Genomic DNA, 13657 nt, shown 5'->3' with positions numbered 1-13657 from the left:
AGTGGATCAGTATTCTGTTTGTAGAGCCTGATCTGTCGCCGTGACTAATTCTCGCACGATTTCATCATAGCTTTCATATACGCGGAATCCTGCCGCGTACGGATGACCGCCGCCACCGAAATATCCAGCCACGGTATCGGCGATTGGCAAATTACCTCGTAAGCGCGCAGTTAATTTGCCGTCGGGGTAAGTTTTAATAACACAACTAAGCGCCACGCCTTCAACCAGCCTCAATTCATCGCCAATCAACGCGCCGGGGTTGTAGGCGTCGCTATATTGCTGAATTTCTTCAAATGGCACATGCACCAGCGCCAATTGTCCGTCTAGTAAATATTCGATTCGCTCGATCAATTTCCCCTTGTACGCCAAAATTTCTGGCGATTTTTTCATAAATTCGCGTCGTCGCTCTTCAATTTCCGCATTAGACGCGCCCAGCTCTGTAAGTTCTCCTGCCGCATGAAAAGTCTGAGCTGTGGTGTTTTGCGTAGTAAGCCCCAAGCTATCGCTCATAATAGCTATCAATAAATCTTCGGCCGCCTGAGCGTTTATCTTCCAGTCAGAATGCTTGAACAGTTTATACAGTAATTCCCCGGTCGCCACGACGGTTTCTGATAACATAATATGGTCAAAGCTGAGCGTCGATTCGGCTGTGTGATGATCGATAACCAGAGTTGGGTGTGTTTCCAAGAAATGTCGCGCTCCAGGAGTTTCTAAGACCTTACTAAGAAGGATATCCGCACTTGTATCGACAATTATCGCGGCGTCGGCTTGAAACGGAAAGTCGTTCTGCACTCGATCCCAACCGCGAATGTAATGAAGGTATTTCGGTATATCTACTGGACAATATAAAGTGACAGTCTTCCCTAGGTCGCTTAAGACTTCTTCCAGTGCCAAGCTTGAACCCAGGCTGTCGCCGTCGGGATTTTCGGCTTGAATAATAACTATATTGTTTGCGGATTGAATGAATTGTTTAGCTGTATCTAGCATATTATTTATTATAACAAATGATTTTTACTCTAATATAATATATATTGTTTTTAATTACATAAGTGGTATAATATGTGATGGACTATTAAAAATACTGCGCAATCTAAAAAAACATAAACATTTTTATAAATTATTATTGACAAAATATAAAGATTGTGCTAGTATGAGGACATAAAGCCTGAAGATAGGGCTGGAAAGAGGAGTTTTTATGAACAAATTTAAGAAAATCGGCATTGCTATCTCTTTGGGATTTGCTATGCTCGGTGGAATCTGGTTGGCATCACCTTCACAGGCTGCCGGCTGTAACAGTTTTAACGTTGTATATTGTGGTACACATTCTATGTCAGAATTGCAAACAGCATACAGCCGTACAGAAATTAAAGAACTATATAAAGAGTGGTACGTTACTGAAACTATGGTTCAGGGCGGATCAAATATGCGCGAAGGTGTAGTTGACGCAAATGGTAATATTACAGTTGACGGTCGTGTTGTAGCTACAAACGCTATAACCGTACAGTCTAAAGCTGGTACTCGTCAGCCTCAACCACAACGTAGCTACAAGACCTCAAACGGATATACTTACTACCAATACACAACTGGTCAGAGCTTCGTTGACGGACCTAAGAGCTACAATATTTACGCATGGTTTGACAATAACGGCTCATTTATCACTGGTGTGATTAAAGACTGTGGTAACCCAGTTTGGGGTAACCCAACAACACCTCCAGCAAAGCCTGCTCTAACATGTGACGCTTTGCAAGTAACTGAAATTTCTCGTAACACCTTCAAGTTCAGCGTTAAGGCAACCGCTAAGGATGGCGCATCTATCACCAGCTACACATACAACTTCGGTGATAACAACATCAAGACAACTAACTCATCAGAAATTCAATACACTTACGCAAAAGAAGGCAGCTACACAGTTACTATTACTGTAAACGGTAAAGAAACTGGTGAAGTTAAGAGGCAAAACCCTAACTGTCAAAAAACTGTTACGGTTAAGCCAGAGCCAAAAATGATCGTTTGCGACCTTAATACTAAGAAATATCCAACAGAAATTAAGGAATCAGAATTCGACAAGAGTAAGCATTCAAAGAATCCAAACGATTGTAAAGAAGCACCTGCTAAGATCACAGTCTGTGTAATTGAAGAAGGTGGCAAGAAGTACACTAAGGAGATTAAAAAGGAAGAGTTTAACGAAAAGATTCACAAGACTAACTTGGACGAATGTAAGGAAACTCCTACTCCTACACCAACACCTAGCCCAGAATTGCCAAAGACTGGTGCAAGTGACGCGATCATGTCAGCACTAGGCCTAGGTGGACTAACTACAGCTACTATCGCTTACATCGCTAGCCGCCGCCAAATGTAATAGGTCAAGCTAGCAACGAAATACCCGCCGAGATGGCGGGTATTTTTATTGGCGATGAAGCTGTTGAGTTTATAATTGTTTTCGACCTTCTAGTGCGTGAGTTAGCGTAATTTGGTCTGCGTACTCAAGATCAACGCCGACTGGAATACCTCTAGCCAAGCGTGTGATAGTCGTATTCAATCCAGCTTCCTGGATGTATCTTTGCAAAAACAGTGCTGTTGATTCGCCTTCTACTGAAGCATTCGTGGCGATGATAATCTCTTGAACGTCGTCTGTTTTTATACGCTCGATTAGTTCTGGGATATGCAATTGCTCTGGCCCGATATTGTCAATTGGTGAAATAACACCTCCCAGCACGTGGTACGTACCCAGGAACTGCCCTGTTCTTTCTATAGCAACGATGTCTAGCGGCTCCTCGACTACACAAACGATTTTCTTATTCCTGTTCGAATCTGCGTATAAAGGCGACACATCGTCATCTGAGTCGATCAACGCAAATGTCTTCGGGCAGGTTTTTACGCGGTCGTGCAATCGGTCTAATGAATGCGCTAATTGCTTTGCGGATTTAGGGTTGCGGCGTAAAACCGCGTAGGCATATCTTTCGGCCGTACGCGGTCCAACTCCAGGTAGATTACCAAAATCATCAATTAAAGCGGTTAGAGCTTTTGGTAAAATGTCGATTGACATGACTTTAGAATGGCAAGTTGCCCAAGCCGCCCATCAATGGCTTCATAGTTTCAGCAGCGACTTCCTGAGCCTTTGTCATACCGTCGCGAACTGCGATTTCGATCCAGTGCTCCAACTCTTCGATATTTTCCAAGTCGACCATTTCTGGGTCAATTTTTACAGATTTAATCTTTAACTCGCCAGTGATTTGCACGATCACAGCGCCATCGCCAGCCTCAACTTCGATGATTTCTTTACCTAATTGTTTCTGTGCTTTGCGTAATTGTTGCAGCATTTTTACCTGATCAAACGCCATATTCCTCCTTATTTAACACTTACAATTATACCCTATTTGCGGTCGGATGTGTAGATATAGAAGCGGTCACCGTCTTTATGGTCATTGACAATTACTGACGACAGGCGCCCAGAGTAAGTCTGCGGAATTTGAGACTTTACTCTGTGGCTAACATATAAAGTCTGTCCGACATTCGCTGGCGCTGTGTGGATAATTGATATCTGGTGATAGTTGTGTTTTTTAAGCGCTTCGTAAATCGGTGATTCTTCTTTACTAACCAATAACGAGAATGAATCGGTCGGCGCGGTATTTTTACGGAGTAGAGATAAATCTTTATTAAAGCGTGAAACCGCTTCCGGGAAATAACGATAACCGTCAATATAGCGGAAGCTGCCACCCATCACCATAACGATAATTAGCATTGATATAAAAACCAGTCCTGTGCCGCGAGCGTATGGATTGCGCGGGAAAAGTCCGTACCACATGTTCATTAGGGACTCCAATCCGACCGCCAAGAGAATGAATAGCGGGATGATGATTATCGGGGTGAGGCTTGGCTGGAAGATGAGTAGCGCCAATGCTAAGATTAGCCACGACCAAATCATAAACGAGCGGGCGCTGGAGATTTTTTGGAAGCTGCGGAATAGTCCTAGTCCGATTAGCACCATTGCGTTGATGTCCATAATTGGCGTGATTTGGTTCCCTACAACTGATGGGAAAATGCGGATGTATGTGTAATATAAAGTCCTGAGGTTTGCAACGATATCAAAACTTAGGCCGTTGATACCGATGAGGTTGTAAAATAGCGCGTGGGATTTATAGCAAAGAAAACCAATCGCACAACCAATCGCGAATAAAATAGCGGACGGCACAATCCAAGACTTGCGATGTTTTCGGGAGATGAGGAAATAACGTGGATGCGGATGCAGAAAGGCTATGATCAGAAGTCCCAGATTGATATACCAAAAATACGGAGTGAAGAGGCTGAGTGCCGTGGTGATGGCTAAGCTGATTCGCCAAATGGAGGCGTTCTGGGCTTTCTGGAGAATCAATGTAGCGAAAAGTAAAGTTAGCGCGGTGTAAAAGATGTATAAAATGCCAACAGTTGCACTTTGACCGATGAATAAGAATTGTCCAGTCGTTGCCATGATTAATAGTGATAGAATCGTTGTGGACGGCTTAAACCAGCGCTTTAAGAGGAAGAAAATAGCGATGGAGCTGGCGATTGAAAGGATTACGGCGGGCGCTTTAATTGTTAATAAGCTGACGCCAAACAGTTTGAAGAATAGCAATTGAAGAAGATGGAATGGCAAGTTTGTGACGGCAATTCCCTCGATGTTAAAGTTCAAGTGATTTGTCGTATTGACCATGTCGATTTCTGCTTGCGACAATCCACCTGGTATGTGCAGTGCAGAGATTATAATTGCTCCGACGTAAAGTAACGCCAGTAGCGTATAGCCGAAAACGTAGCGCCATCGGTAAAGGAATATATCGGTAACTTTTTGCTTTTTCATTGGTATGATTATAACACAATTCTATTCATGCTTGCGATCCAGACTCATAAAGCGTAGGCGCTCTGGGTGGAAGTATAATTGGACTTTACCAACTGGGCCGTTACGATGCTTAGCGATGATGAGGTCAGTAATATTCTGAACTTCCGGGTTGTCTGGCTCATAATATCCAGGGCGATAAATAAAGCTCACGATGTCGGCGTCCTGCTCAATGGAACCGGATTCGCGCAGGTCGGCTAGTTGTGGAATTGGCGGCGTACGAGATTCGACAGAACGGCTCAACTGACTCAGGGCAATTAGCGGCACATTCAATTCGCGAGCAATAAGCTTCAGTCCGCGTGAAATTTCCGAAACTTCCTGAACGCGGTTCCCGTTGTGGTTTCCGTTGGCCTGCATAAGCTGCAAATAGTCGACGATGATTAGTCCCAATTGGTTTTCATGAGCAATTCGACGCGCTTTCGTGCGCATTTCCAAAACCGATAATCCTGGTGTGTCATCGATGTAAATTGGCGCCTCGGCCATTTCACCCATAGCTTCAGACAATTTAGCAAAATCTTCGTCGCTCAGATTTCCGGTGCGAATATTCCAGCTATCAACTCCCGACGCATCCGCCAACATACGGTCGACCAGCTGTTCCTTGCTCATCTCTAGGCTGAAGAATAGGACAGGATTCTTTTCAATCGTCGCCACGTTATAAGCCAGATTCGTCACTAGCGTCGTCTTACCCATGGCTGGACGAGCTGCCAGAATGATCAAATCTGATTTTTGCAAGCCAGCGGTCATATTGTCCAGATCTCGATATCCAGTGCGGACTCCTCTGAGAGAACCTTTATTTTTACTGAGCTCTTCAATTCGATCAAAGCTATCCGTTAGAATACTTTCCAGACTGACCAAATCTTGCTTGGTTGATTGGTCTGATACGCTGAAAAGTTCAGCTTCGGCCTTCTCTAATAATTCCTGCGTGGTCGTCGATTCGTCATAGCCAAGCTCGGAAATGTCGCCGCTCGCTTTTATCAGACGCCTGCGAACCGCTGCTTGTGCAATCATCTCCGCGTAAGCCGATGCGTGCGCTGCCGTTGGGACGTAGTTTGTCAGCTCTGTTAGATACGCCGATCCGCCAACCAATTCCAGTTCGTCCTTTCGCTTCAATTCGTCGGTTAAGGTCAGCAGATCGACAGGCTTATGTTTTTCAAATAGCCGCATCATTCCAGCAAAAATCAATCCGTGATTCTTGTCGTAAAAATCGCTAGGGTGAGTAATTTCTGCGGCGTCCGCCAAAACTTCCTCGTCAATTAGAACCGCCCCAAGCAAACTCTTTTCCGCGTCCAAATTTTGTGGCGGTATCTTCCCTTTTACTTCTTCGCTTTTATCTGCCATTAAATATCCTCCAGCTTAACTTCTTCGCCGCCACCCATTAATTCTGCAATTTCCGCCAATTTTTCGTCCTCTGGCGGTTTCTTCTCTCCAATTATATCAATTTCCAAATCCATCGCGGTTTCTTCTGAGATAATTTCCGAAATCAATGGTTTGTTTTTTGCGTCGTCCAGCTTTTTCTTATAAAACGCGGAACCTGCATAAATTGTCAATTTTTCACCGTCAAACGACCACTGGCTTTTCTGTAATAATGACGCCAGCCCGAGGGATTTTTCCTTCGCTCTTTCAATGACTTTTTCCCAATTTAGCTCTAGCGGCGCGTCAGTTTTCTTTGGCTTTATGGCGGGTTTTTTTGCTGGCTCGGCTGGTTTTTCTTCTTTTTCAATCGGCTCTTCTGTCGGTTTGGCTGACTCTACGGACTTAATTGGCGTTGGTTTTTCGGCGGGTTTTTGGGTCGCGGCTTGAGTTGTATCTTTCTTTGGCGCGGCTGGCTTTTCTGTCGGCTGAGAATTGCTGTTCATGAATATCGTCAATAATTTCAAGTCTGGGTGCGGATGTCGATCAACCTCGATCAATTGCTGAACCAGCCCAATAAGATTCGGATTTTTTCGTAATCTATTGCGAGCAATCGACAATAATTGATGTGACACGATAACTGAATTTGCACCGCTATTTTCTAATTCCTGAAAGATATTTAAGACTTTCTCGTTGTCGTCGGACGGATATGAATCCAACAAATTGCCGAGCATCGTCGCGTCGCTAAGCCCCAAATATTCGGTAACCATATTCGCCGTCAGTGGCTGGTCTGATGTTGCTAAAATCGACAATTGGTCAAGCATACTAATGCCGTCACGGAATCCGCCGCGGGAACGTTCAGCGATTAACCTGGCAGCATCCTCTTCAATTGCAAATCCTTCTTTTTTCGCTATATTCATTAACTGGCGCGTCATAATTTCCGTCGGAATTGGGCGGAAGAAAAATTGCTGGACGCGGCTAAGAATGGTGGCTGGAAGTCTGTCGGCGTCAGTTGTAGCTAAGATAAACACCACGTGCTCTGGTGGTTCTTCCAGGGTTTTTAATAGCGCGTTAAATGCTGATTTTGACAGCATGTGAACTTCATCGATGATATAAACTTTTTTCGGCGCAGAAACAGGCGCAACTTGGGCTTTTTCCCTTAAAGCTCGAATGTCGTCAACGCCGTTATTACTGGCTGCGTCAATTTCAATAATATCCAAGTTTGAAGAATCGTCATCATATGGCAAGTGGTTAATCTCGTGCGCCAGAATTCGCGCCACCGATGTTTTTCCCACGCCACGCGGTCCAGTCAACAAGTACGCATGAGCAATTTTTCTCTGCTCTAACGCTCGACGTAAAATACTAGTCACGTGATCTTGACCTAAAACTTCATCCAAACTGCGACTGCGATATTTACGATATAGCGCCTGACTCATTCCCTCATGCTCCTCATGAGATAATTATAGCAGAAAACGGCATTTTTTATGGATAGCGCAGATCGATTTTGTGTTTTGTTTCAGCGACATAAAAACGGTAGTAACTATTAGGGTCTGACACGGTTGGATTTTCAAGTATCTCGTCGTTCTCTCTTATTTCAATATGTTCATTGTTGCTGTACGGCTTGATAAGCTTAGTAAATTCAAGCGCATATTCACCAGAAATATTCTTTAGTTCTCGACTCTGATCTATTGGGTCGGCATAGTCGGTCATAACTAGTATAAGAAAGTATCCATCCTTGCCGCCGAATAGGTGAAAAGTCGTATCTGGACTAAGCGGTATCAGTGGTGCGAATTGTCGAACATAACCCAATTTTCCGAGAATTGGAAATGCTTCAAAAACTACAGACGGAAATACAAAATTTGAGTAATTGTTCATAATGAAATTATACCAGGTAAGATGGATAGTTTTCAGACATATCCAGGTCTTATGACTCAGAAGTTAGTGAGGTGATCGCGCAAGTCGTTGCCGTTCATGGTTGGTTTCCCATGCGTTGTCGACGATAACCTGACCACCCTCGCTCTCAGGCAGTCTCCAATAGACGATATTTTCGCCGAGCGGACCGCCAGTGACTCTGACATGACCATGTCCAGGACCGTCTGGCTTGAACATGCCTCCGTAATAGACGTTAATCTGTCCTTCAGACCTGCGCACAATAGCAGGCTGTTCGAAGTAAGCCATGATAACTCCTTCTGGAGTCAGGCGAAGAAAATAAATCCTCCGCAAAACGGTGCGTCGATTTGACGCAAGCTAACACACGTCGTGAAAGCTAATGTAGATATATCAATAATAGAGTAAAATGTCAAGCTATTTCATCAAAAATATATTGTAAAAATAAGGTTTTTAAAATAACGTTAATTGCTCGGTTGGTAAATCCAGCTCAATTTCTCTGTCAACTTTTTGCGCCCGATAACCAATAAGTTTTTTGATATTGTAAGCCAGCAGCTGACCGTCGTAATCAGTGATGATAATTGAGCCGATGACGCTGCGTACGTGTCCGACTAATTGACTGTAATTCTTCATTAAAACGACACGTGACAAATCAACGCCAGCGGTTTGAAAATAATCTTCGCAAGGAATTAGCTCGGATTTCGGAAACGACACGCCAATTTTCTGCTCAATTTCAAGTAATTTTTGTCGCAATTCTCTTTCGCCGGCTGCATAGTCAAAAGGTTGTTTTATCAATTCCAGCTTTTTGTAAACTGGCAGAGTTTCAACTATTCCGTCCAGCTTGGAAATTTTTGCCTCATATTGTCTGGCGATCAATGCTGAAGAAAACGTTTCTAATTTTATGGCTAATCGCGCTCCCTGCTCCAATAATCTCCGAATTCCACGCTCTTCTTGCGAGATTCCGACTTTTATGACGTTCGGCGCGAAGTACGCCAAGTAAACAAAGTGCGGATTTTGATTGATTTTTTCTTGTTGGATAGAAACCGAACTGGCGTTATAAAATGCTGGATTAAAGCCAGTTTTGTCGCGGCATTTTAAGCAATTTTCATACTTTTCATCAACCGTGGCGTGGTCTGGGCAGATTTGGCTACAGCGATTCTCAAAATCCACCCAACCTGTACAATATTTAACGGAAAAATCAAACTCAAGAGACAAATCTTGTCCGAACAATTCATAGCGCTCAATTTTACCGTCAACTTGACATTCGACGAATGGTTTATTATCAGCGTTGAAACTGGCGTAACTGAGCAGAAACTCGCTCGGTAGCATAATATTTACAATGCAGCTTCGACAGCAGCCCAAGTTGCGTCAGGATTGTCTTCAGGGATGATGATTGTAACTTGGTCGCCGACGTTAATTCGGAAGTAAGTTACGCTAGCAAGCAAAATACGATATTCGCGACCGGAAGCCTCGACGTAGTAAATTCCGTCGTGCTGGACAAGCGTTCCGATAACTTGCTTTCGTGGTACAGGACCGATCTGCTTATAGATAAAGCTGCCGTCTTCAGCGATTGTCAATTTCATCAAGTCGCCTTCAACCAGCTTCGACTTTGAAGCGTAGTTGGCTGGGATTGGGTAATTTTTGCCGTCTGGGCTAAGCATCATCTGACCGTCAAATACGCCTTCGATAATCTTTCCTGTTACATCATCTGACGAATTTTTTGGCGTAACAACTTGACCGTCATCGCCAATAATACTAATCAATAATTCTTTTGCGGCAGCTAAATTGGTTTCCGCCTCTTGAATAAGTGTCCTCAGACGCTTAATTTGCTTTTCTGGTAATTCAGACATGGTTCTCGCAATTCCTTTGTCTATTTTTTATAATACTTAACTAATATATAGCATATCCTCACATTTATATCAAGTCGTGTCATCTAATTTTCTATGATTTTCCACAGCGCTATAAGATATGGACGAAAAAGTGTTGCAAATTTTACTCTTGAAAATGATGTGTGGTTCGTGATATTAAGATTGGCGACATAAAAATCACCGCCCAGAGCGGACGGTGATTAAACGAAACAAATTGGCGTTATATAACAAATTATGAAAGCTCGACAGTAGCGCCAGCGTCTTCCAAAGTTTTCTTTGCAGCTTCAGCTTCGTCTTTAGAAACTTTTTCCTTGACTGGTGCTGGAGCGCCGTCAACGATAGCTTTTGCTTCACCTAGACCTAGGCCAGTGATTTCCTTAACAGCCTTGATGACTGCAACCTTCTGAGAACCAGCGTCTTTCAAAGTAACTGTGAACTCAGTTTTTTCGTCAGCAGCAGCGGCGTCACCACCAGCAGCTGGACCAGCAACAGCGACAGCTGCAGCAGCTGGCTCGATGCCGTATTCTTCTTTAAGATGATTTTTCAATTCGTTAACTTCTAGAACTGTCAATTTTACAAGTTCTTCAGCCAATTTCTTAATATCAGCCATTGATATTCTCCTTTATTATTATACTGTTGCGATGAATGCAACGTTACTAGTGTTGATTGCTAAACTTAAGCAGCAGCTTTGGCTTCGATGCCGTCCAAAAGTCCGTGCAAATTGCCGCCAAGCGCGTTGACCGTGTCGTGTACTGGTGATAGCAATTGTGATACCACTTGAGCAACGAGCTGGTCTTTGCTTGGTAGGCCTGCCAATGCTTTAACGTCAGCTTCGCTAATTGCCAAGCCTTCGCCTGAGAAGCCACCTGCAAGTTGTAGTGCTGGATGTGTTTTTGCAAACGTGTCCAATACCTTTGCTGGCATAACTTCATCTTCGCTACTTACAGCGTAAACCAATTGACCAACCAATAAGCTGGTGTCGGTTTCTTTGTAAGTATCGATTTCCTGAAGAGCTACGCGTACCAATCGGTTTTTAACGACCTTGATGGTAACGCCCGCTTCGCGAGCTGCCTTGCGTAGTTCTTGTAGGTCGGCAACGGTAAGGGTTTGATATCGGGCAAAAGCCGTACCCTTAGCGTCTTTTAATAGCTCTGTCAGTTCAGCAACCAAAGTTTGTTTTTTATCGCGTGAAATTGCCATAAAAATCCTTTCTTTGATTGAGTTAATTTGTCATGTGCCAATTTGTTAACGTGCGGTAATGGAGAATCAAAAAACGTCTTTGATTCTCGCACTACCAAAGACGTCAAATAAAACTGTTAGTTTCATCCCTCGGTGGCATTTTTATACTTGTTTTACGTCAAGTCGCCACTGTCTTTGGTAATGTTCCAGACTATTGTAGCAGAAATGACAACGAAAAACAAGAGTTATGGTGATTATTTTCCAGCCGATTCGATCGCCTTATTTATTGCATTTTCGCCTAATCGTAATATTCTTCTGCGTTGAACGACAGTTGTGCCTCCCCAAATTCCATATTCTGCAGATTCTGGGTGGCGGAGCGCATATTCTAAGCATTGTTTTAATACTGGACATTTTCGGCACATATCTATGGCAGCTTCCGCGGCTTCTGTCTTTCTGACCCCTCTTAAGTCTTGGTCTGGAGTGTTTGGGTTTATTTGGAAAAACAAACGATCAGCTTCTTTGACGGACAGTTCCGCGCATTTAGCGCCTTCTAATAGACTCTCGTTATTTAACTCTGACATATTTATTATTTTATAATAATAACGTAATAAAATCAATAGGCGTCTATGTTTAGCCAAAGAGAAAACCCGCTCCGTGGTGGAGCGGGCGGGCGAACCTCCTTTCTCTCTGTATCTGTATGTTCTGTCGAGGGGTGCTAGTCGATTAAACTAACACCCCTCGACGAGATGGGTTACCTCTCCGAGCGTGCCGTCTGACGACGGCGCGCCCAAATGAGGAAGCCTCCGAGAGCCACTAGCGCGACCGCGCTGGTGACTACGTCTCCACTTGTACCAGTAACCGCCAGCTTCTTGTGCTGGGGCGCTGGTGTGGGGGTAGCCGAGGGTGTAGGCTCCTCATACCGTTCAATAACGGGAGTGGGGAGCGGCACGGGTTTGCGTGTAGGCGTCGTGCTCGGACTCGGAGTCGGTGTCACCGACGGGGTCGTGCTCGGCGTGGGTGTCGACGGTGTTGCCGACGGACTCGGTGCCGGGCTTGGTGCCGACGGACTCGGTTCAGGAGTCGTCGACGGGCTCGGCTCCGGGGTTGGAGTCGGTTCCGGCGTGGGTGCCGGAGTCGGAGTGTTGTCAAATCCGGCGTTGCCGCCGGACTCTTTCCTGGCAACCTTAGCTACCACTTCCCAGGATTTATTCTGGGAAGTGATGGACGCTGTGTCAGTCCACGGACCGGGATCTGTGGCGCTGACGTTAATGTTCAGCTCAACGCGGGCTTTTTCGCCCTGATTTAGCTGAATATTGAGAGTTGCCTTGTCGTCAGCACAGCTGACGATATCAGGTTCCTCAAACCGGATATACTGGGGTTGACCCCAGTTACCGGCCGAGGAATAGATCCCAACCCGTCCATTGAGCAGACTGCTGCAGACGAACTTCTGACCCGGAGAGGTCAGTGTGTCTGTTACGACAAACTGCTGGTTGTCCTGGGTCGCGGTGGGCAGCACGATTGTGACGTGCTGCCGCTCCTTGTCGACGTATCCCCACTTAGAGGGGGCTGCACCAATTGTGGAGCACCCATCACAGGTGCCCACTTGGATGGTCGTTCTGCGAACGACACCACCAACGTTCCATTTCAATTCTCGGGTTTCCCCGGGAATAAGAGAACTACTCATGTGGACGCGCCACCACGCCGAGGCGTGGAAATTCACTCGTCCGGGCACCTCCACAGCATCGGTCAGTTTAACCGACACGGTGTGGTCAGTGTTGTAGGCGGCGTACCCAATGACGATCCCCTCTGGGGTTGTCATCGGAATCGGTGCGAAATCCGCGTCTGTGCCGAGTTCGCTCGGCACAGAAATGGTGATGCTATCTCCAGCACAGTGACCCTGCTTAAGGGTCAATGCAACGGAGAATTGCACCGATTCATAGGCCGTAACTTCGGGCGAACCGTCCGAAGTTACGAAATTCTCCTGAATCTCCTCAGGGGAGATATTACTGGGATTGCAGGAGGCGGGCTTGTCGTCAGAGGTTGCCGCCGTGGCGACACTACTACCGGACGATGACTGCTCAGTGTTAGCAGTGCTGCTCGACTGAGCCTCGCCAGCGACACCAGACGAAGACTGGGTCTCGTTGCTGGTATCTGCTACTGTGGTAGCAACACCAGACGACTGGGCTTCGACAACAATACCAGACGAGGACTGAGCCTCGGCTGCTGACTGGAGCGACGTCTCGTCGGCGCGTGACACCCCTCCGAAGAGGAATGCTGCGAGGAATGCTGCGAGGATTGCCATGATAGGCACCCTCAATGGGGTCTTACGGTGATTCATTTCACCATCATCCCTTCTCTTGTGAACAATAAGATACAGATGTTAAGGTCCTTTTATCCAGCTAGGCTGGAAATCAAGAAACTCTCGAACATCAGTACCTAGTGGACTTTACTATTTTATCATAAAAAATGAAAAATGCAATAGTAACACAAAAATCCCGCCAGA

The 13657-nt window shown here is 45.3% G+C and carries 15 protein-coding genes and 1 other annotated feature; of the genes, 1 reads left to right on the top strand and 14 read right to left on the bottom strand.

Features of this window, described 5'->3' with window-relative positions; all coding sequences use genetic code 11:
• Positions 1–6: 6 nt before the first annotated feature.
• Entirely contained in the window at positions 7–987 is a 981-nt protein-coding gene (locus LRM45_RS00175; protein ID WP_243826260.1) for a DHH family phosphoesterase, read from the bottom strand.
• A gap of 208 nt (positions 988–1195) precedes the next feature.
• On the opposite strand from LRM45_RS00175, the gene LRM45_RS00170 reads away from it, so the two are divergent.
• Complete coding sequence (locus LRM45_RS00170; protein WP_243826259.1) at positions 1196–2359, top strand: PKD domain-containing protein; 1164 nt, start codon at positions 1196–1198, stop codon at positions 2357–2359.
• 69 nt (positions 2360–2428) lie between these two features.
• Here the strand turns inward: LRM45_RS00170 and recR are convergent, their stop codons facing one another.
• From recR to LRM45_RS00105, 13 genes are all read right to left on the bottom strand, one after another.
• A complete protein-coding gene (recR, locus tag LRM45_RS00165) occupies positions 2429–3046 on the bottom strand; it encodes a recombination mediator RecR (RefSeq protein WP_129635273.1) in 618 nt (205 codons plus the stop codon).
• Positions 3047–3050: 4 nt separating this feature from the next.
• Positions 3051–3341: a YbaB/EbfC family nucleoid-associated protein gene (locus LRM45_RS00160; RefSeq protein WP_129635271.1), complete on the bottom strand. Its 291-nt coding sequence runs from the start codon at positions 3339–3341 to the stop codon at positions 3051–3053.
• Positions 3342–3373: 32 nt separating this feature from the next.
• Positions 3374–4834, bottom strand: coding sequence for a glycosyltransferase family 39 protein (locus tag LRM45_RS00155; protein ID WP_243826258.1), 1461 nt, complete (start codon positions 4832–4834; stop codon positions 3374–3376).
• A 21-nt stretch (positions 4835–4855) separates the two neighbouring features.
• Positions 4856–6208 carry a replicative DNA helicase gene (dnaB, locus tag LRM45_RS00150; protein WP_129635267.1) on the bottom strand — a complete coding sequence of 451 codons (1353 nt, stop codon included), beginning with the start codon at positions 6206–6208 and terminating at the stop codon, positions 4856–4858.
• Positions 6208–7656 (bottom strand): DNA polymerase III subunit gamma/tau, encoded by a 1449-nt coding sequence (gene dnaX, locus LRM45_RS00145; RefSeq protein WP_243826257.1) that lies wholly within the window; start codon positions 7654–7656, stop codon positions 6208–6210. Before dnaX ends, dnaB begins: the two co-directional genes overlap by 1 nt.
• A gap of 46 nt (positions 7657–7702) precedes the next feature.
• The gene (locus tag LRM45_RS00140) at positions 7703–8095 is read right to left on the bottom strand and encodes a hypothetical protein (RefSeq protein ID WP_243826256.1); all 393 of its coding nucleotides are present in this window, start codon (positions 8093–8095) and stop codon (positions 7703–7705) included.
• 63 nt (positions 8096–8158) lie between these two features.
• Positions 8159–8398: a hypothetical protein gene (locus LRM45_RS00135; protein ID WP_243826255.1), complete on the bottom strand. Its 240-nt coding sequence runs from the start codon at positions 8396–8398 to the stop codon at positions 8159–8161.
• Between the two features lie 162 nt (positions 8399–8560).
• Entirely contained in the window at positions 8561–9436 is an 876-nt protein-coding gene (locus LRM45_RS00130; protein ID WP_243826254.1) for a DUF2797 domain-containing protein, read from the bottom strand.
• 5 nt (positions 9437–9441) lie between these two features.
• Positions 9442–9957, bottom strand: a complete 516-nt coding sequence (locus tag LRM45_RS00125) for a hypothetical protein (RefSeq protein WP_129637171.1) — start codon at positions 9955–9957, stop codon at positions 9442–9444.
• Positions 9958–10207: 250 nt separating this feature from the next.
• Complete coding sequence (gene rplL / locus LRM45_RS00120) at positions 10208–10585, bottom strand: 50S ribosomal protein L7/L12 (RefSeq protein WP_129632638.1); 378 nt, start codon at positions 10583–10585, stop codon at positions 10208–10210.
• Between the two features lie 65 nt (positions 10586–10650).
• Positions 10651–11175 (bottom strand): 50S ribosomal protein L10, encoded by a 525-nt coding sequence (gene rplJ, locus LRM45_RS00115; RefSeq protein ID WP_243812417.1) that lies wholly within the window; start codon positions 11173–11175, stop codon positions 10651–10653.
• A gap of 59 nt (positions 11176–11234) precedes the next feature.
• Positions 11235–11371: a sequence feature (ribosomal protein L10 leader region), on the bottom strand.
• 37 nt (positions 11372–11408) lie between these two features.
• Positions 11409–11735 carry a WhiB family transcriptional regulator gene (locus tag LRM45_RS00110; RefSeq protein WP_243826253.1) on the bottom strand — a complete coding sequence of 109 codons (327 nt, stop codon included), beginning with the start codon at positions 11733–11735 and terminating at the stop codon, positions 11409–11411.
• A gap of 170 nt (positions 11736–11905) precedes the next feature.
• Positions 11906–13456 (bottom strand): Ig-like domain-containing protein, encoded by a 1551-nt coding sequence (locus LRM45_RS00105; RefSeq protein WP_243826626.1) that lies wholly within the window; start codon positions 13454–13456, stop codon positions 11906–11908.
• Positions 13457–13657: the final 201 nt, after the last annotated feature.

It is taken from the genome of Candidatus Nanosynbacter sp. TM7-057 (assembly GCF_022828295.1).
In the GTDB taxonomy this organism is placed as follows: domain Bacteria; phylum Patescibacteriota; class Saccharimonadia; order Saccharimonadales; family Saccharimonadaceae; genus Nanosynbacter.
The sequence above is the reverse complement of the archived record's forward strand: the minus strand, read 5'-3'. Positions and strand labels throughout refer to the sequence as shown.

Coding starts and splice junctions, on each gene's coding strand:
- LRM45_RS00175 (WP_243826260.1), bottom strand. CDS start 987: ATGCTAGATACAGCTAAACAATTCATTCAATCCGCAAACAATATAGTT.
- LRM45_RS00170 (WP_243826259.1), top strand. CDS start 1,196: ATGAACAAATTTAAGAAAATCGGCATTGCTATCTCTTTGGGATTTGCT.
- recR (WP_129635273.1), bottom strand. CDS start 3,046: ATGTCAATCGACATTTTACCAAAAGCTCTAACCGCTTTAATTGATGAT.
- LRM45_RS00160 (WP_129635271.1), bottom strand. CDS start 3,341: ATGGCGTTTGATCAGGTAAAAATGCTGCAACAATTACGCAAAGCACAG.
- LRM45_RS00155 (WP_243826258.1), bottom strand. CDS start 4,834: ATGAAAAAGCAAAAAGTTACCGATATATTCCTTTACCGATGGCGCTAC.
- dnaB (WP_129635267.1), bottom strand. CDS start 6,208: ATGGCAGATAAAAGCGAAGAAGTAAAAGGGAAGATACCGCCACAAAAT.
- dnaX (WP_243826257.1), bottom strand. CDS start 7,656: ATGAGTCAGGCGCTATATCGTAAATATCGCAGTCGCAGTTTGGATGAA.
- LRM45_RS00140 (WP_243826256.1), bottom strand. CDS start 8,095: ATGAACAATTACTCAAATTTTGTATTTCCGTCTGTAGTTTTTGAAGCA.
- LRM45_RS00135 (WP_243826255.1), bottom strand. CDS start 8,398: ATGGCTTACTTCGAACAGCCTGCTATTGTGCGCAGGTCTGAAGGACAG.
- LRM45_RS00130 (WP_243826254.1), bottom strand. CDS start 9,436: ATGCTACCGAGCGAGTTTCTGCTCAGTTACGCCAGTTTCAACGCTGAT.
- LRM45_RS00125 (WP_129637171.1), bottom strand. CDS start 9,957: ATGTCTGAATTACCAGAAAAGCAAATTAAGCGTCTGAGGACACTTATT.
- rplL (WP_129632638.1), bottom strand. CDS start 10,585: ATGGCTGATATTAAGAAATTGGCTGAAGAACTTGTAAAATTGACAGTT.
- rplJ (WP_243812417.1), bottom strand. CDS start 11,175: ATGGCAATTTCACGCGATAAAAAACAAACTTTGGTTGCTGAACTGACA.
- LRM45_RS00110 (WP_243826253.1), bottom strand. CDS start 11,735: ATGTCAGAGTTAAATAACGAGAGTCTATTAGAAGGCGCTAAATGCGCG.
- LRM45_RS00105 (WP_243826626.1), bottom strand. CDS start 13,456: ATGGCAATCCTCGCAGCATTCCTCGCAGCATTCCTCTTCGGAGGGGTG.